This window comes from Salidesulfovibrio onnuriiensis, assembly GCF_008001235.1.
GTDB classification, from domain to species: domain Bacteria; phylum Desulfobacterota; class Desulfovibrionia; order Desulfovibrionales; family Desulfovibrionaceae; genus Pseudodesulfovibrio; species Pseudodesulfovibrio onnuriiensis.
In genome coordinates this window covers 2,219,100-2,237,688 of record NZ_CP040751.1, presented here as the reverse complement: position 1 = coordinate 2,237,688, position 18,589 = coordinate 2,219,100, and the positions used below count along the sequence as shown (strand labels likewise).

General features: G+C 60.2%; 14 protein-coding genes. 4 read left to right on the top strand and 10 right to left on the bottom strand.

The genetic code is table 11. From position 1 onward, the window contains the following. The first annotated feature begins 15 nt into the window (after positions 1-15). Together FGL65_RS09975 and FGL65_RS09970 are read left to right on the top strand one after the other, a co-directional pair. Entirely contained in the window at positions 16-2,004 is a 1,989-nt protein-coding gene (locus FGL65_RS09975; protein ID WP_147821063.1) for a peptidase U32 family protein, read from the top strand. A gap of 9 nt (positions 2,005-2,013) precedes the next feature. Further along, positions 2,014-2,898 carry a carbohydrate kinase family protein gene (locus FGL65_RS09970; protein WP_147821062.1) on the top strand — a complete coding sequence of 295 codons (885 nt, stop codon included), beginning with the start codon at positions 2,014-2,016 and terminating at the stop codon, positions 2,896-2,898. 262 nt (positions 2,899-3,160) lie between these two features. Here FGL65_RS09970 and FGL65_RS09965 read toward each other — a convergent pair whose 3' ends face one another. The 9 genes from FGL65_RS09965 to FGL65_RS09925 form a co-directional block, all read right to left on the bottom strand. Further along, entirely contained in the window at positions 3,161-3,832 is a 672-nt protein-coding gene (locus FGL65_RS09965; RefSeq protein WP_147821061.1) for a D-lyxose/D-mannose family sugar isomerase, read from the bottom strand. Between the two features lie 31 nt (positions 3,833-3,863). Continuing rightward, the gene (locus tag FGL65_RS09960; protein ID WP_147821060.1) at positions 3,864-4,649 is read right to left on the bottom strand and encodes a PhzF family phenazine biosynthesis protein; all 786 of its coding nucleotides are present in this window, start codon (positions 4,647-4,649) and stop codon (positions 3,864-3,866) included. Positions 4,650-4,663: 14 nt separating this feature from the next. Next, positions 4,664-7,009, bottom strand: coding sequence for a penicillin-binding protein 1A (locus FGL65_RS09955; RefSeq protein WP_147821059.1), 2,346 nt, complete (start codon positions 7,007-7,009; stop codon positions 4,664-4,666). 9 nt (positions 7,010-7,018) lie between these two features. Next, positions 7,019-7,609: a YkgJ family cysteine cluster protein gene (locus tag FGL65_RS09950; RefSeq protein WP_250645451.1), complete on the bottom strand. Its 591-nt coding sequence runs from the start codon at positions 7,607-7,609 to the stop codon at positions 7,019-7,021. Between the two features lie 12 nt (positions 7,610-7,621). Continuing rightward, a complete protein-coding gene (locus FGL65_RS09945; RefSeq protein ID WP_147821058.1) occupies positions 7,622-8,617 on the bottom strand; it encodes a KpsF/GutQ family sugar-phosphate isomerase in 996 nt (331 codons plus the stop codon). 144 nt (positions 8,618-8,761) lie between these two features. Then, a complete protein-coding gene (gene purF, locus FGL65_RS09940; RefSeq protein ID WP_147821057.1) occupies positions 8,762-10,183 on the bottom strand; it encodes an amidophosphoribosyltransferase in 1,422 nt (473 codons plus the stop codon). Between the two features lie 23 nt (positions 10,184-10,206). Continuing rightward, positions 10,207-13,440, bottom strand: coding sequence for a carbamoyl-phosphate synthase large subunit (carB, locus tag FGL65_RS09935; protein WP_147821056.1), 3,234 nt, complete (start codon positions 13,438-13,440; stop codon positions 10,207-10,209). 272 nt (positions 13,441-13,712) lie between these two features. Next, on the bottom strand, positions 13,713-14,522 hold the full coding sequence (locus FGL65_RS09930; RefSeq protein ID WP_147821055.1) for an amino acid ABC transporter permease: 810 nt from the start codon (positions 14,520-14,522) through the stop codon (positions 13,713-13,715). 37 nt (positions 14,523-14,559) lie between these two features. Next, positions 14,560-15,342 (bottom strand): transporter substrate-binding domain-containing protein, encoded by a 783-nt coding sequence (locus FGL65_RS09925; protein WP_147821054.1) that lies wholly within the window; start codon positions 15,340-15,342, stop codon positions 14,560-14,562. A gap of 176 nt (positions 15,343-15,518) precedes the next feature. On the opposite strand from FGL65_RS09925, the gene FGL65_RS09920 reads away from it, so the two are divergent. After that, positions 15,519-15,800: a FeoA family protein gene (locus FGL65_RS09920; RefSeq protein WP_147821053.1), complete on the top strand. Its 282-nt coding sequence runs from the start codon at positions 15,519-15,521 to the stop codon at positions 15,798-15,800. Positions 15,801-15,867: 67 nt separating this feature from the next. Beyond that, the gene (locus FGL65_RS09915; protein WP_147821052.1) at positions 15,868-16,821 is read left to right on the top strand and encodes a YbgA family protein; all 954 of its coding nucleotides are present in this window, start codon (positions 15,868-15,870) and stop codon (positions 16,819-16,821) included. Here the strand turns inward: FGL65_RS09915 and FGL65_RS09910 are convergent. Then, complete coding sequence (locus FGL65_RS09910; protein WP_147821051.1) at positions 16,818-18,524, bottom strand: B12-binding domain-containing radical SAM protein; 1,707 nt, start codon at positions 18,522-18,524, stop codon at positions 16,818-16,820. The two genes, FGL65_RS09915 and FGL65_RS09910, sit on opposite strands and share 4 nt — an antisense overlap. Positions 18,525-18,589: the final 65 nt, after the last annotated feature.

Below are 18,589 nucleotides of genomic sequence, written 5' to 3'. Positions count from 1 at the left end.
GACACCATCCAGAATATGAGTAAAAAAGAATTGAAACCAGAAATAATGGCCCCGGCGGGCGACCAAAGCTCCTACCTTGCTGCGGTGGCTGCTGGCGCAGACGTCATCTATGTCGGCCTCAAGCACTTTTCCGCCCGCATGCAGGCCAAGAACTTTTCCATCAGCGACCTTGCCGCGCTGGCCAGCCTGGCTCGCGAGCACGGCACCAAGACTTACGTGGCAATGAACACCCTGGTCAAGCCCGATGATGCACAATCCGCGGGACGGCTAATCCACAGGCTGACCCAATCGGTAAAGCCCGAGGCGCTCATCGTCCAGGATCTTGCCATGCTCCAGCTGGCGCGGCAAGCGGGCTACAAGGGCGAGCTGCACCTTTCCACCCTGGCCAACGTGACCCACCCCGCGGGACTGGCCATTGCTAAGGAACTGGGCGCCAGCCGCGTGGTGCTGCCGCGTGAAATGAACCTGGACGAAATCCGGGAAATGGCCAAGGCAACGCCCAAGGGACTGGATTTGGAAATCTTCATCCACGGCGCCCTGTGCCACTGTGTCTCGGGCCGCTGCTACTGGAGCAGCTACATGGGCGGCAAAAGCGGCCTGCGCGGCCGCTGCGTTCAGCCCTGCCGACGCCTGTACAAACAGGGCGGCAGCCACGACGCCAAGCGTCTGTTCTCATGCATGGACCTGAGCCTGGACGTGCTGACCAAGCCCCTGCTGGACATCCCCCAGGTCACATCCTGGAAGATCGAAGGCCGCAAGAAAGGGCCCCACTACGTCTACTATACGGTCAAGGCCTACAAGCTTCTGCGCGACAACCCAACGGACGCCCAGGCCAAGAAAATGGCCCAGAGCCTGCTGGACCAGGCCCTTGGTCGGCCCTCCAGCCATTCAGTTTTCCTGCCCCAGCGCCCGTACATGCCCATCAAGCCGCACGAGGAAACCAGCTCGGGGCTGTTCATCGGCCAGGTCAAGAAGGACGGACAGAAGTTCTACTTCACCACGCGCGAGGAATTGCAACCCGGCGACCTGGTGCGCATCGGCTACGAGGACCAGCCCGGCCACCGCACCCTGAGTATCCGCAGGCGCATCCCCAAGCGGGGACGATTCGATATTCCCTTCAGGAAAAACATCAAGGGCCCGGGCCTGCGCTCGGGATACAACGTCTTTCTGGTGGACCGCCGCGAAAAGGAATTGACCAAGCTCATCCATGAGCTGGAAAACGATCTCAAGAATCACGAACGCCCGGCCCCCAAGGAATCCACCTTCGAGCCCAAGATGCCCAAGGGCACGGGCCAGCGCAGCAGGCAGCGCCCCGTGCACATGCAAGTGAACCGCAGCCTGCCCAAAGGACGCATCCAGGGTCATGCGGCCCTGTGGCTGGAGCGCTCCTCCCTGCAGGGCGTGTCTCGCCAGATGATTCCCCGCACCACATGGTGGCTGCCGCCGGTGATCTGGCCTGCCGAAGATTCCAAGTACAGGGGATTGATCAAGGACGCCCAGCGCAACGGAGCCACCACCTTCGTGCTCAACTCGCCCTGGCAGGCGGCCTATTTCAAGGACCGCAAGGCGGAACTCATTGCAGGGCCTTTCTGCAACGTATCCAACCACCTGGCCCTGGCCGCACTCAAAGGGCTGGGTTTCTCCTCTGCCATCATCAGCCCGGAGCTTCCGGCAGAGGACGTCATGGCGCTAGCCAAAAAGCCCATCATCCCGCTGGGCATGGTGATCAAGGGCCTCTGGCCCTTCGGCATCTCCCGCATCCTGGCCGAGGAGGTCAAGGAAGAAACGCCCATAAAGAGCCCCATGCACGAGGTGGCCTGGGTCAAGAAACACGGGCAGAACTACTGGATCTATCCCGGCTGGGAACTGGATCTTTCCGGGGAGCTCAAGCACCTGGAACGCGCGGGCATCAGCACCTTTATCCACCTGCACGAGCCCTGGCCCCGTTCGGTGCCCCGGCCGCGCCGCACCAGCACCTTCAACTGGAAACTGAAACTGCTCTAGGACGGATCCATGGCATTCAAGGCAGCAGGCATCGGCGAAATCCTCTGGGACATGCTCCCGGAGGGCAAAAAACTCGGGGGCGCACCCGCCAACTTCGCCTACCACTTCAAGGCGCTGGGCGGCGAGAGCATCACCATCTCCCGCGTGGGCGACGATGACATGGGGCGCGAGGCCCTGGCGATCTTGAAAAAACACGCTCTGGACATACGCGCCGTGACCGTTGACCCGGTTCATCCCACGGGCCGCGTGGACGTGACCGTGGATGCGCAGGGAGTGGCCTCCTACGAATTCCCGGACCATGTCGCCTGGGACTTCATCGAGGCCAACGATGCGGCCCGCGCCGCCCTGCCAGCCCTGAATGCTGTCTGCTTCGGCACCCTGGCCCAACGCTCGGAGAACTCCCGCAGCGCCATCCTGTCGCTTCTGGGCCAACTGCCCGGCGCATGCCTGAAGATTTACGACATCAACCTGCGCAAGGACTTCTACACCAGGGAAATCATCGAGAACTCCCTGGCGCTGGCCGACGTGCTCAAGATCAACGACGAGGAGCTGGACGTGGTGGGCCCCCTACTCGGCTTCCGGGGCGACCAGCAGACCATGCTGCGCGGGCTGGTGCGGCACTTCTCGCTCAAGCTGGGCGTGCTGACCCGGGGCGGTAGCGGCAGCCTGCTGCTCACGGCCGACAAGGCATCGGATTTCGCAGGCATGAGCGTGCGGATCAGCGACACCATCGGCGCGGGGGACTCGTTCACCGCAGCCATGGCCCTGGCCTGGCTCAAGGGCAGAAAGCTGGACGAAATCAACCGCTACGCCTCGGAGGTGGCGGCCTATGTCTGTACTCAGGCCGGAGCCATGCCGCCCATGCCCAGCAGGCTGTCCCTTAACGCACAATAGCTGTGTTGCTACGAAATATCCTGATCCTCACGTATTTAGATAATACGCTACGGTCAGGATATTTCCTTGCGCCTTGCTCTTGCACGCTTATGAACAGCCTGCTCCCCATTGCTTAATTCAAGAAAGAGCAGCCTATGATTATAGGCTGCTTAGAAATCGTCAGATACGAGGCGCAAAAAAAAGCCAAGCCCGACATGTATGCATTATACACGAGGGTTTGGCTTTTTAGCAGCAACAAAGTAGATGGAGGTTTATCAGCAGCCTAGATGTATTTGGGATAATCGGTGCACAGAAGATGCACCGGAGCCTCATCTTCCTCGATTTCCGGGAAACGTGGCATGGGTTGATGAAAACGGTTGTCCGTGTTGTCATCGTTGACCGAGGAGACCTCGCCCACCAGGACCTTGCCCTTGCCCGGTTCTCCGGAGAAACGATGATACATGCCCTTTTCCAGAGTGATGGACTCTCCCGGCGCAAGCACGACGGTGCCGCCCGGCTCCACGATGCGGGCAATGCCGTCCACCATGACCGTGAGCGGCTTTCCGGAAAAATTCTCTTCCTCGTCCGAACCGTGCAGCTCGATGACCAGGTTGCCGCCGCCCCGATTGATAATGTCCTCCATCTTGGACCAATGGAAGTGCATGGGACAGATCTGATTCTCCCGCACGATCATGATCTTTTCAGCATAGGGCTTGGGATGCCCGGCCTGCAAATTGCCGTTGCGGATGGTGAACAGGATCAGGCCGCGCTCCTCGAACTTGCCCGCACCATAGTCGGTCAGGTCCCAGCCGAGTTGATTGGCCACGATCTCGGTATCGCCCATGCCTTTCCAGACCTCGGGCTTCCAGAAGGCCCACGGCGGCAGCTTAAAGTTCATGGACTCGAAGAAGGCCTTGGCGTCCCGAATGAGAGCATTGATTTCGCTACGTTTCATTATACTGAAATTCCTTGCTTTTAATGAGCCTCTACAAAAAGACGGTGCCCTGCATGTAGGTCACGGCCATGCCGGAAATCCGCACCCGGTCCCCGGCCAGCTCGCAGCCGAGCACTCCGCCCCGCTCCGAGGCCTGAAAGGCCTGCAGGCTTTCCCTGCCAAGGCGCTTTGCCCAGTACGGTACCAGGGAGCAATGGGCCGAACCGGTCACCGGGTCCTCTGGGATGCCCGCTCCGGGGCAAAAAACCCGGGACACGAAATCATGGTCTTCTCCCGGAGCCGTGACAATGAGGCACACGCAGTCCAGTTCGTTGATCTTCCTGAAATCGGGGGTGATGTTCCGGACCTCGCTTTCCGCGTCCAGCACGGCCAGCATGTCGCGGTCGTTGGCGTAAAGCTCCCGGGGCCGCACCCCAATAGACTTGGCCACCCGCTCCGTGACCTGCAGCTCCTTGTAGTCCCAGGCCGGAAAATCCATGGTGTAGGTCCCGGACTCCTCCCGGTCCACGAACAGCCTGCCGCTCTTGGTCACAAAGACCACGGCCGGGTCCGAATACCCCGAGTGCTCGTAGATGACATGGGCAGCCGCCATGGTGGCGTGACCGCACAGGTCGATCTCGAATTCGGGGGTGAACCAGCGTAGCTCGAAGTATTCACCCTTGGGAACATAAAAGGCCGTCTCGGACTGGTTGTTCTCCCGGGCGATATTCTGCATGAGCTCGTCGCTCGGCCATTCATACAGCGGAATGACCGAGGCGGGATTGCCGCTGAACACCCCTTCGGCAAATGCGTCGACCTGATAGATATCCAGCTTCATGATCCTGCTCCGGGTTAGAATACCTGCTTGAAGAGATCGTCGTCCGAAACGGGCGCGTCCCCGCTGCCGCCGCCCGAAGACGCGGCCATCTGCGAAGGTTGCGTGCCGGACTTGAACGGCAGGAAATACACTTCCTTGGAATTGGGCCCGGCAAGGCGTCCGCTTCTGCCGTCTATGCGCACCATATCAACTCCCGGGGGCTGGGTGAAGTCCTGGTAGGGGAAATCCTCCTCCACGACCTTGCGGTAGTCCACCCAGATGGGGCTGGCCGCACGGGAACCGGTCTCCCACTTGCCCTGGGGGGCGAGCTCGTCAAAGCCCACGTAGACGCCGGTGAGCAGATACGGGGTATAGCCCATGAACCAGGCATCCTGTTCATTGTTGGAGGTGCCGGTCTTGCCCGCCACGGGACGGCCCAGAATGCGTGCGCGCCAGCCGGTGCCGTCGCGCACGACCTCCTTCATGAGGCTGGCCATGATGAATGCGGTCTGCGGGCTGATGGCGTCCACGGCCTCGGGTTCGGAAACATAGAGTTCCTCGCCCCAGGCGCTCTGCACGGAAAGCACGATGCGTGGCTTGATGTAGGAACCGCCACGGGCAAAGGCGGTATACGCCTCGCACAGGTTTATGAGGCTCACGGATGCGGAGCCCAGCGCCACGGACAGGTCGTGTGGGAACTCGGTGTCCAGGCCCAATGCCCTGGCCCGCTCGATGATCTTGCCGATGCCCAGCTTCTGGGCAACGCGGATGGTTACCAGGTTGCGCGACTTGACCAATGCGGTGCGCAGCAAGGTGGGACCGTAGAATTTGTTTTCGAAGTTCTCGGGCCGCCAGAGCTTGCCCTGCTCGTCGTTGGCAAAGACGATGGGCGCGTCCAACACAATGGATGCCGGGGTAAACCCGTTGTCGATGGCCGTGGAATAGACGATGGGCTTGAAGGCCGAACCGCACTGGCGCTTGGCCTGGGTGGCGCGGTTGAACTGGCTCTTGTGGAAGGAATAGCCGCCCACCAGCGCCAGCACCTCGCCGGTGTCCGGCTTGATGGAAACGATGGCACCCTCGATTTCGGGCTCACGCTCCAGGCCGAGCTTCCAGACGGCACCGGAAACCTCAGGAATCTCGGTGATGGAGACCCAGACAACATCGCCCTTATTGAGAATCATGCGGGCGTCCTTGGGATCGGGCACGTCCTCATGGGATTTTCTGATATCGGGTTCGCGGCACCACCACATGGACTTCAGGGTAATAAAACCGTTGAATGCGCCGAACACGACCTCGGCCCCGTCCTGGCGAACTTTAGTAACCAGGGCCTTGACCCGGCTGCCCGCCTCAAGGCCTTCCGTATCCTGAGGGCCCTCGCTTTGAATGCGGGTGGCATCGCCCATGCTCACGTTTTCAAGAGGCCCGGTCCAGCCACGGCGCTTGGCGGAATCCTCCAGCCCCTTGTGCAGGGCCTTTTCCGCGGCGTCCTGATGCTTGAGATCGCAGGGCGTGGTCACGGTCATGCCGCCGGTATACACCTGCTCCTCGCCGTATTTGTCGATCAGCCAGCGCCGGACCTCTTCCAGGTAATAGGCGCCGACCTTCCAGGACGGATCGGGCATGCTCTGGTAGACAATTTCCTTGTTTATGGCCTCTTCGAACTGCTCCTGGGTAATCCAGCCCTGGCTGAGAAGCTGCTCCAGCACATAGACCTGCCTTTTCCGGGCGCGATCAGGGTGGCGCAAGGGATTGTACCGGCTGGGCGCCTGGGGCAGGCCAGCGAGAATGGCGCACTCGGCCAGATCCAGCTCGTTGGCGTGCTTGCCGAAATAGACGCGCGCAGCGGCTTCTACACCGTGGGAACGCGCGCCTAGCGGGATCTGGTTCAGGTAGATGGTCAGGATCTCGTCCTTGGTCAGGTAATGCTCAAGCCTGAAGGCGAGGATGGCTTCCTTGAGCTTGCGCTCATACTTCTTTTCCGAGGTCAGGAGCAGCCGCTTGATGATCTGCTGGGTGATGGTGGAACCGCCCTGCTTGATGTGCCCGGCCTTGACATTGATGACAAAGGCGCGGGCGATGGCGGCAAGGTCCACACCCTCGTGCTCGTAAAAACCTGCGTCCTCGGCGGCCAAAAAGGCCTTGGGGATCCAGGGGCTCATCTGATCCAAGGTCACCAGGAACCGTTTTTCCTTGTAGAAATACCCCAGCACCTGGTTGTCCTTGGCGTAGACCGTGGTCACCAGCGGCGGGTTGTAGTCGGTTATCTCCTTGAACCCGGGCAGATCCTTTGCCGCCCAGTTGTAGATAAAGACTACGCCGCCAATGGCGGCGACAAGAAAGACCAGAAACGTGATCAAAAGTATTTTGAGAATTTTCATAACTATTTATTAAAATTTCTTTTTTACAGAATTCATGCCGCGCTGGGGCGGCAGGTTCCAGGCCAGCCGCAGACGGCCGAAGAGATCGCGGATTTCGGATTTGGTGGTGCCGATGCTTTCCAGCATCCTGTTGAGGTTGCGGGCCTCGCGCCGGGCAAGACAACTCTGGGCATCAAAGATGATGACTTCATTACCCGCCATCCAGAAAGGAAACAAGCGGCAATAATAGGGCCGGATTTCCCGGGGGATGGTGCAGCCCGAGGAGCCGAGAAAACGGCAGGCCCCTTCCTCGCCGATGGCCAGCCGGTAATGGGACTTGGCCCGGGGAAACAGTTCGCGGACAACATCCTCCTCGCCCGGGAACAGGCGGCAAACATTATCCACGAAGGCCTCGGAATTTTCCTCCAGAACAAACCCGCCCGTACAGGGCATGCTCTCGAGGATGCGTCCCTTTTCCATCTCGGATACCGGAAAGCAGAATTCCTCATGGCCGGGAGTCAGATGGCAGCAGGTGGGCCCGAGTCCTGCACACCGTGCGCAAACTCCAGGATCGACCTTCCCGCCGCCCGCGACCGTCTCCTTGCCGGAAAACATGCTCATTCCGCGAATATCCTACATTCCATTCGAAAATTTCAACTTGCCCTTACCCAACAGGTCGTGGAGATGCACGATCCCTGCCAAACAGCCGTCATCGCCCACAACCGGCAACACCGTGATCTGATGAATCTCCATGAGATCCAGCACACAGGCTGCGGATTCGCCCACGCTGACGCTGCGCGGCGACGGAGTCATGACACCGTCCACGGGCCGCTGCGGATCCAGCTCCCCGGTAATGACCGAACGGCGCACATCGCCGTCGGTAAGCACGCCGAGCAGCCTGCAGTCGTTCTCCACTATGGCCACCAGCCCGAAACCGCCCCGGTGCAGCACTTCCAGAGCATCCCTGAGCGGAGTTCCGGCATCCACCACGGGCAGCTTCTCGGTATGCATGAGCTCGTCCACACACATGGACAAGCGCTGCCCGAGGGAGCCGCCGGGATGAAAACGCTTGAAATCCTTCTGACTGAAGGCCTTGATCTCCATGAGGCAGACGGCCAGGGCATCGCCCACGGCCAGGTGCGCCGTGGTGCTTGCCGTGGGAGCCAGGCCGATGGGGCAGGCTTCACGCGGCACCTTGGCGAGGATATGGATGTCCGAAAGCTCGGCCATGGTGGACTGTTCGTTGCCGGTCAGGGAAATGACCGTGGCACCCAATGACTTGAGCGTGGGCAGGATGGCATTGACCTCATCCGTGTTGCCGCTGTTGGAGATAGCCAGCACCACGTCTTCGTCGCGGATCATGCCCATATCCCCGTGAGCGCCCTCAACCGGATGAAGGAAAAAGGAGGGAGTGCCGGTACTGGAAAGAGTTGCGGCTATCTTGCGCCCCACCAGGCCGGACTTGCCCACCCCGGTGATGACCACCCTGCCGGTACATGCGGCCATGGCGTCCACCGCCCGGGTGAAACCGCCGTCCAGCTGGTCGCGCACGGCTTCCAACCCCTGTATCTCTATATCCAAGGCCTTGCGGGCCACCTCCAGCATGGTGCCGGGCTTATGACATCCCATTCAGTCTATTCCTGGTAAAAGTTGCGATCGGATTGCCCAATATGCCAATGCAAGGAAAGACAATCCGCTTTTTACCGGATTTGTCAATACCTTGCACAGCATTGTTCCGGCGGTTCGCCCGCCATTATGTCCCTGAATCGGCCGCTAGCAAAATTCCTTGATGATTCCCGGCTTGCTTCCGTTGTCCTCCAGGCACATCTTGCCTGCACTGTCTTCTACCTGAACCGGGTAGTTCCCGTCAAAGCAGGCCAGGCAGTAGTCGTCCTGCTTGCTCACGGAGCTGAGCAGCCCCGGGATGGTAAGGTAGTGCAGGGAATCCAGCCCCAGGAACCGGGCGATATCATCCACCGGATGGTTGGCCGCGATCAGTTCGCCCTTGGACGAAAAGTCGATGCCGTAGAAACAGGGATGCTTGATGGGCGGACAGCTCACGCGCATGTGGATTTCCTTGGCGCCCAGTTCGCGCAATTTCTTGACGCGGGTACGGATGGTGGTTCCGCGCACGATGGAGTCCTCCACTATGACGATGCGCTTGCCCTGGATCATGCTCCGGACCGGATTCAGCTTCACGCGCACGCTGAAGTCGCGCATGCCCTGGGTGGGCTGGATGAAAGTCCGCCCCACGTAGTGGTTGCGGATCATGGCCAGCTCCAGGGGCAGGCCGGATTCCTGGGAATAGCCGATTGCGGCATAGTTTCCAGAATCCGGGAACGGCATGACCAGGTCCGCGTCCACCGGGGCCTCGCGGGCCAGGACCTTGCCCATTTCCTTGCGCCGCTCGTAAACAACCTCGCCGAAGACGTAGGAATCGGGGCGGGCAAAATAGATGAGCTCGAAAATGCACTGTTTCTTGGCCTGCGCCTCCACGGCCTGGCAGGAGGTCATCTTGCCGTTTTCAATGACCACCATCTCGCCCGGGGAAAGCGGTCGAAGATACTCGGCCTCGATAAGGTCGAAGGCGCAGGTCTCGGAGGCCAGGACATAATTGTCGTCCAGGCGGCCGATGGCCAGGGGCCTGAACCCGTTGGGGTCCTTGACGGCGATGAGCTTGTCATTGGCCAGGATGAGCATGGAATACGCGCCCTTGATGCGCTGGCAGGCCAGCTTCACCGCCTCCTCGATGGTGTTGCCGTTGAGGTTGCGGATGATCAGGTGCACGAACACTTCCGTGTCCATGGTGGTCTGAAAGATGCTGCCCTGCTCTTCCAGTTCCCTGCGCAAAGCGCAGGTGTTGACCAGGTTGCCGTTGTGGGCGACGGCCAGGCGGAGGTCGCCGTGGCGCACCAGGAACGGCTGGGCGTTGCGCAGCAGGGATGCGCCCGTGGTGGAGTACCGGATGTGCCCCATGGCAATATCGCCCTTGAGCTCCTTGCCGATGTGCCGCTCGTTGAACACGTCGGCCACCAGTCCCATACCCTTCTGTTCCCGGATCTTGGTGCCGTCCCAGGTGACGATCCCGGCAGATTCCTGGCCCCTGTGCTGCATGGCATAGAGGCCGAAATAGGCCATCCTGGCCGCCTCGGGGTGGCCGTAAACACCAAAGAGTCCGCAGTATTCTTTCTTCATTGTATCTCGTCCCTCTGTTCGCCTTACCCGTGGTATTCCTGCAGGCTCTTCACCTGCTGGCCGGCCTCACGCAGTTCGTGAATGGCCTGCGCGACGGCACGGGCTCCCGCGACAGTGGTCGTGTACGGGATGTTATACATGAGTGTGGTCTGCCTGAGCATCTTGGAGTCACCCACGGTCTTCTTGCCCGAGGGCGTGTTGATGACCAGGTCGATCTCCCCGTTCTTGATGTGGTCCACACAGTGCGGACGCTGCCCTTCGTGCACCTTGTACACGCGGGTCACCTCCACGCCGTTCTCTTCCAGGTAGTTCGCGGTACCGCCCGTGGACATGATCCGGAAACCCATGTGCATGAAGTCCTTGGCGCACAGCAGGACCTTGTGCTTGTCCCAGTCATTGACCGAGATGAACACGGTGCCTTCGGTGGGCAGCCTCTGCCCGGCGGCAAGCTGGGCCTTCATGTAGGCCAGCCCGAAGCTTTCGTCGATGCCCATGACCTCGCCCGTGGAGCGCATTTCCGGGCCGAGGATGACATCCACGTTGGGGAAGCGGTTGAAGGGGAACACGGATTCCTTGACCGCGACATGTCCTCTCTTGCGCATGTTCCACGGCTTGAGATCCTTGATCTTCTCGCCGAGCATGACCCGCGTGGCCAGCTTGGCCAGGGGCACGTCCGTGGTCTTGGAAACATACGGCACGGTACGCGACGCCCTGGGGTTGACCTCGATAATATACAGCTCGCCATCCTTGATGGCGTACTGCACGTTCATGAGTCCCACCACGCACAGTTCCCTGGCCATGGCGATGGTCTGTCTCTCGATCTCACGCACCATCTCCGGGGCCAGACTGAACGGAGGCAGCACGGACGCAGAGTCGCCGGAATGGATGCCGGCCTCCTCGATGTGCTCCATGACCCCGCCGATATAGACATCGTCCCCGTCGCACAGGGCGTCCACATCCACTTCGATGGCCCACTCCAGGAACTTGTCGATGAGAGTCGGATGCTCGGGCGAAACCCGCGCGGAATCGCGGAAATAGGTTTCAAACTCGTTTTCCGAGTAGACGATGTCCATGCCACGGCCGCCCAATACATAGGAGGGGCGAAGCACCAGGGGATAGCCCAGCTTTCCGGCGATCTCCTTGGCCTCGACCATGCTCATGGCCGTGCCGTTGGGCGGCTGCTTGAGATGCAGCAAATTGATGAGCTGCTTGAACCGCTCGCGGTCCTCGGCGCGGTCGATGGCGTCAGGCGAGGTGCCTATAAGTGGCACGCCCGCGTCCATGAGTCGCAGGGCCAGGTTGAGCGGGGTCTGGCCGCCGAACTGGACGATGACGCCGTCCGGTTTCTCGAACTCGATGATGTTCATCACGTCCTCGAAGGTCAGGGGCTCGAAATAGAGCCTGTCGGACGTGTCGTAGTCGGTGGAGACGGTCTCGGGGTTGGAGTTGACCATGATGGCCGTAATGCCCATCTCCTTGAGAGTGAAGGAGGCGTGACAGCAGCAGTAGTCGAACTCGATGCCCTGGCCGATGCGGTTGGGCCCGCCGCCCAGGATGACGACCTTCTTGCCTTCGGCGGGCTTGATCTCGTTGCCCGTCTCATAGGTGGAATAATAGTACGGAGTGTAGGCCTCGAATTCGGCCGCGCAGGTATCCACCAGATAGTAGGTGGGCACCACGCCCAGCTTCTTGCGCAGGGTGCGGATGGCATCCTCGGAAGTCTTCCAGATGGCGGCCAGCTGCGGATCGGAGTATCCGTACTGCTTGGCCTTGAGAAGCACTTCCTTCATGCGCGGGCTGTCCTCGGACACCCCCTGCTTGATGCCGAACTCGATGAGGGATTCCTCCATGTCGAGAATATCCCGGTACTGGCGGATAAACCAGGGGTCGAACCAGGAGGCGTCGAATATCTCATCCTCGGTAAGACCGCAGCGCATGGCGTTGCGCAGGGCCAGGAGCCGCTGCGAGTTGGGCTTGCGCAGCATGGCCAGCATCTCGTCCTTGGAGTGGACGCACTCCTCGAATTTCTTGCCCAGGCCGGTCTGCCCGGTTTCCAGGGAACGCAGCCCCTTCTGGAGCGCTTCCTTAAAGGTCCGGCCGATGGCCATGGTCTCGCCCACGGATTTCATGGCCGTGGTCAGGTAGTCGTCGGTGCCCGGGAACTTCTCGAAGGTGAACCGGGGTATCTTGATCACGCAGTAGTCGATGGCCGGTTCGAACGAGGCCATGGTTTCGCGGGTAATGTCGTTGGGAATCTCGTCCAGGGTATAGCCCACGGCCAGCTTGGCCGCGATCTTCGCGATGGGAAAGCCCGTGGCCTTGGAAGCCAGGGCCGAGGAACGGGACACGCGCGGGTTCATCTCGATGACGATCATGTCCCCGTTTTCGGGGTTGATGGCGAACTGCACGTTGGACCCGCCGGTTTCCACGCCGATCTCGCGCATGATGGCCAGGGAGGCGTCGCGCATCATCTGGTATTCGCGGTCGGACAGGGTCTGGGCCGGAGCCACCGTGACCGAGTCGCCGGTGTGCACTCCCATGGGGTCGAAGTTCTCGATGGAACAGATGATGACGCAGTTGTCCTTCCTGTCCCGCATGACTTCGAGCTCATACTCCTTCCAGCCCAGTGCGGACTCTTCGAGCATGACCTCGTCCTTGATGCTGGCGGCGATGCCCTGCGAGGCGATCTCGACGAGATCCTCCATGTTGTAGGCCACGCCCCCGCCGGTGCCGCCCAGGGTGTACGCCGGACGGATGATGATGGGGAAACTGAGCTTCCGGCCCCACTCCTTCACCTCTTCCACGGAACGGGCGATTCCGCTTTTGGGGTATTTGAGGCCGATGTTGTCCATGGCGGCGCGAAATTCCTCGCGACTTTCCGCCTTCTTGATGACGTCTAGATCGGCGCCGATGAGCTTGACGCCGAACTTTTCCAGCACGCCCATCTCGGCCACGGCAATGGCCGTGTTCAGACCGGTCTGGCCACCGAGGGTGGGGAGCAGTGCATCAGGGCGCTCCTTCTCGATGATCTTGGCCACGGTCTCGGGCTCGATGGGTTCGATGTAGGTACGGTCGGCCAACTCTGGGTCGGTCATGATGGTGGCCGGGTTGGAGTTCACCAGCACGACCTCGTAGCCCTCTTCTTTGAGGGCCTTGAGCGCCTGGGTGCCGGAATAGTCGAATTCGCAGGCCTGGCCAATGACAATGGGGCCGGACCCGATGAGCATGATCTTCTTGATATCGGTGCGTTTGGGCATGAATAATTCGCCAAGGGGTTGAAGTTACGTTTCGGGGAATCTGATACGTAAACACCCCAGCGGGCAGGCAACCCCGCCGCCCGCGGGGTGAGTGGGGTATTACCCACTTCCGCGTGGGAAAGCAACGCTTATATTGCCCATCTGCCAAGGAATGACAAGGGCTGACACGTTTTGGAAGCTAACTAAATGGATCGAAATTCGAAAAACGCAACAGAAGCGTCGCCGAATAGGGAAAACGCATCCGCCCGGACAGGCAAATGCGTTTTTCACGCCTAGCGGATTTTTCTGCGCTCCAGCTGGCGAACGAGCAGGGAAAGCGTGATGGTCATAATCAAATAAAGGTAGGCCACCACGTTGTAGGTTTCGAAGAACTTGAAGGTGGACGAGGAATAGACCTTGCCCAGCTGGGTGATGTCCTGGACGCCCAGGGCCGAGACCAGGGCCGAATCCTTGATCATGGCCACGAAGTCGTTGCCCAGTGCTGGCAGGACGTTGCGCAGGGCCTGGGGCAGGATGACGTGCCGCATGCACTGCCACCGCGTCAGGCCGGAGGACCGGGCGGCTTCGCGCTGCCCGCGGGGCACGGACTCGATCCCCGCGCGCACGATCTCGGCGATGAAGGCGCTGTACCCGATGGTCAGGGCAATGATGGCGCGCCAGGTGAAGTTGAGTTCCCGGACGCTGATCTTGGCCAAGGCTCCGGACTCGATGAGCGGAGAAAAAAGCCAGTTGAGCCCATCCACAAGGCCGGGCGCGCCCACAAAGGCGATGTAATAGAGAATGACCAGCATGGGCACGCCGCGAATGAGTTCGATATAGAACGTGGCAACCTCGCGCAAAACCCGGAAGCGGGAAAGACGCATGAGCCCCATGCCCAGACCGAGCAGCATGGAAAAGGCGAATGCGATCACCGCCACCCAGGCCGTGACGCCGACACCCTTGGCAATGGCGGACAGGATGGTGGAATAGGTATCGTTCGTGGTCATATTCCACAGGACCACGACGCCGATGACCACAAGGGACAACAGCCAGTACGGCGTGTTGTGCAGTAGGCCTTTCTTGCTGGCAGCAGGATTTCTCATGAACGAAATAAGGGGAGCGCAAAGCCCCCCGCTCTCTTTATTTATTGAGTTCGTAGAACCACTTATTGGTCAGCTTGTCCAAGGTGCCGTCGGCTTCCATGGAATCGATGGCCGCGTTGAACGGGGCCACAAGGTCGGAGCCGGGCGTAAAGATGAAACCGAACTTCTCGGTTCCAAGCGGGCCGCCCACGTTCTTGAGCCTGCCGGAAAAATGCTTGATGTATCCTTCACTGGTGGAGGCGTCCATGAGCACCATATCCACATCCCCGGCCATGAGCGCCTGGGCAGAAGCGCCGAAGGTCTCGAAGAGCTTGATGCGCGGGTTGTCTTCCTTGCCGTCCAGCACATTGTACACGGCCACATAGAAATTGGTGGTGCCGGCCTGAGCGCCGATCAGCAGATCCTTGTTGGCCCGGAACTCCTCGGGCGAGGAGAAACGATCCTCGTCGGCCCGCACGAGCATGAACTGCTGCGAAACCATGTACGGCCTGGAAAAATCGACCTGCTGGGAGCGTTCCTCGTTGATGGTGATGCCGTCCATGCCCACGTCGAACTGGCCGTTGCGCACGGCCGCGATCATGGTTTCCCAGGAGGAAACCTGCCAGTCCACCTTGCAGTTGAGACGGCGGCAGATCTCGTTGACCGCATCATACTCCCAGCCGACGCTCTCTCCAGTCGCGGGATCGACGAAATTCAAGGGCTTGTAGTCGTTGCCGGTGACGGCCACCACAGTGTGGCCCTTCAGGTCCGGCAAGTCGGAAGCGCTGGCAAGGGCGGGCAGAAACAGACACAGAACCAAGACACACAGAATCGTACGCATACAGCCATCCTCCTCGAAAGAATGTGAACCATGGGCCTAATTCGCACAGCCCTCCGATGTCAAGTCTGTTGCGTTTGTTACGGGCAATCAACAGCATACGGGAACTAAGCATTTAACCTATTTCCGTGATTGACACCCGAGAGGGTGATTCTTATTATCAGTTTCAGAGGGAAGCGATGACACCAAAACCACTGAACTGTTTTTGCAAGGGTTCCACAGTACGGGTCCTGGATATCGAAGGCGGCTGCACCGCAAGGGCGCGCCTTCTGGCCTTGGGCCTGACCCCGGGCTGCCCGGTGGAACTCATGTCCGACGGCTGCGGACCGCTGAAGATCAAGGTACGCGACTCCGAGGTCGTGCTCGGCCAGGGTCTTTGCGACAAGGTGCTGGTCTGCGAATCCTGCGGCAGCCCCATCTGCCCCCAGAAGGACTGCGAGGAAAAAGCCAAGGCCAGCTAGGTTTATTGCTGCAACCAATCCTCCAATGATGTAACATCATCCGCATTGCGTCATTGGAGGATTTCTCATGTCCGATTCCATCAAGCTCGGCATCAGCGCCTGCCTGCTCGGCCAGGAGGTTCGTTACAACGGCGGCCATCAACTGGACAGGTATCTCGCCGACACCGTGGGTGCGTTCGTGGAATACGTGCCGGTGTGCCCCGAGGTGGGCGCGGGCATGGGGATTCCCCGCGAGCCGGTACGGCTTGTGGGCGATGTACGAAATCCGCGTATCGTGGGCAGGAAATCCGGAGAGGACTGGACCGGACGCATGCGCGCCTGGGCGGAAAAGGAACTCGACCGGCTGGAGCAGCTGAACCTGTGCGGTTTTGTTTTCAAGGCAAAGTCCCCTTCCAGCGGCATGGCCCGGGTCAAGGTCTACCCTCCCGAGGGAGGCCAACCGCGCTACGACGGCCGAGGCTTCTTCGCGGGCATGTTCCAGGACCGTTTCCCCCTGCTGCCAGTGGAGGACGACGGACGGCTCCACGACGCAGGCCTGCGGGAAAACTTCCTCACCCGCATCTTCACCATGAAACGATGGCGGGACATGGTCGGGGAAAAGCGCACCACGGGCGCGCTAGTGGACTTCCACACCCGGCACAAGCTCCTGCTCATGGCCTGCAGTGTGGAGGCATACCGCAGGTTGGGCAAACTGGTGGCCCATGCCAGGGAAATGGAGCAAGACGCACTGTTCAAGTCCTATCTGGAACAACTGCTCTCCGCCCTGAAACTCAGGACCACCGTCAAGAAAAACGTCAATGTGCTCCAACACATCCTCGGCTATTTCAAGAAGGATCTCGGTGCCGATGAAAAAAGGGAATGCCTGGAACTCATCGACGCCTACCACAAGGAATTGGTGCCCCTCATCGTGCCCGTGACGCTCCTGAACCACCACGTGCGCAAGTACGGAAAGGACTACCTGGCAAAGCAGGTCTATCTGCACCCGCATCCGCTGGAGCTCAGACTCCGCAACCACGTCTAGGCCACGAATGACTCCGTTGTGGGATATATGGGCTGCTCGATGCGCAGGGTGATCTCGAAATCCGTGCTCGGGTCAAGCTCCAAGGGGCCGCTGTGCCCTTGCCGCATGGCCCGGTTCAGGGTTTCCAGGTTGCGCTTTACCACCGTGAACGGATAATCCCGCAGGGCGTTATCCAGATGCGCACGGGCGGCATTCAGATCCCCGGCAGAGGCGCTGATGCAGGCCAGCAGGTTCATGCCCAAACCCGGAAGCGGGTATCCGGCCTCAAGCCCCTGCTTGAGAAAACTCACGGCCTGATCCATGCGCCCCTTGCGGTACAGGGCCTCGGCCATTTCCACCAGCGCCGCATGGTGCCCGGGAAGACGCTGCAGCACGCGCTGCCGGTCCAGCACGCCATAGGCCCAATGGTCGCGCAGGGCGTTGCCGACCACATCCTCCCAGATGGCGTCGCGATCCTTCAGGTCGCCCGCGAAATACTCGAAGCTGGCCACGTCGCTGTCAAAAAAGATGTCCTTTTTCATGCCGCCCATTTCCAAAAACTCCCAGTCCGCGGTGCCGGGCACGGCGGAAAGGATGCAGAAGACCGATTTGTTGGGGCGGGCCTTTTCAATGAATTCACACGACTCCCGATAGGTCTCCAGAGTCTCGCCCCGGTTGCCCACGATCATGTAATAGCGAATCTGAAAACCGTACTTCCGGGCCATATTTGTGGCCTCGATGACCTGCTCGGGCGTGATGCGCTTGCAGATGTTGGCCAGGATTTCCCGGTTGGCGGACTCCACGCCCACGCTGATGCGCTGGCAACCGGCCAGCCGCATTTCATACAGGATTTCCTCGTCCAGATAATCCACGCGGGTGTCGCAGCTCCAGAGAAAATTGAGCCCGCGTTCGCGAATGCCCCGGCAAATATCCAAAGCCCTGCCCTTCGCGGCCGTGAAGGTGTCGTCCTTGATGGCCAAGGCGCGCAGCCCGTGCTTTTTGACGGCCAGCTCTATCATGTCCAGCACGCGTTCCACGGATATGAATTTCAGGCGGCGTTTCCAGATGGTGCTGCTGGCGCAGAAAGTGCATTTTCCCGGGCAACCGCGCGAGGTCATGATTACGTCCACGGGGTACAGCTCGTGCGGAAGCACCAGGGAATCCAGGTCCGCGATGCGTTCCCGCTCCGGCCCCTCATGAAAACCGTTTTCGTCCCGCCACATGAGGCCGGGAACGCCCTCCAGGGAACGCCCTTCCTCCATGCGTTCCAGCATGTCCAGCAGGGTCATCTCCCCTTCACCGATGGCCACGGAATCGATGAACGGGTAGTGCTCCAGGGTTTCCCGGGGAAGCGCTGTCACGTGCGGGCCGCCCACGGTCACATGGGCTTCGGGATGGTGCTTGCGTACACACTGGGCCACGGCCGCCATGCCGCGCCGGTTGAGCGTCATTCCCGTGATTCCGTAGACATCCGCGGGGTTGTTCCTGATGACGTCCTCCACCGTATCCCACAGGAAATTGGACATGTTCAGCACGGCCACCTTGTGGCCCGCCTTCTTGGCCTGGGCGGAAAGTGAAAGCAGGCCATAGGGAATGGACAGGAAATCGAGATCCACAATCTTCAATTCCTCTCCGGCCAGCGGAGGCGGGAACGTGAAGGCACCCGTATCCTGCCCTGGAGCCGGAATCTGCCACGGTGGCGGATGAATGAGTATGACGCGCATAGTCCTTCCTGCAGACGCAAATTTGACGTTAAACAATCCAGCAAAAGACCTTTTGCAAAAGATCT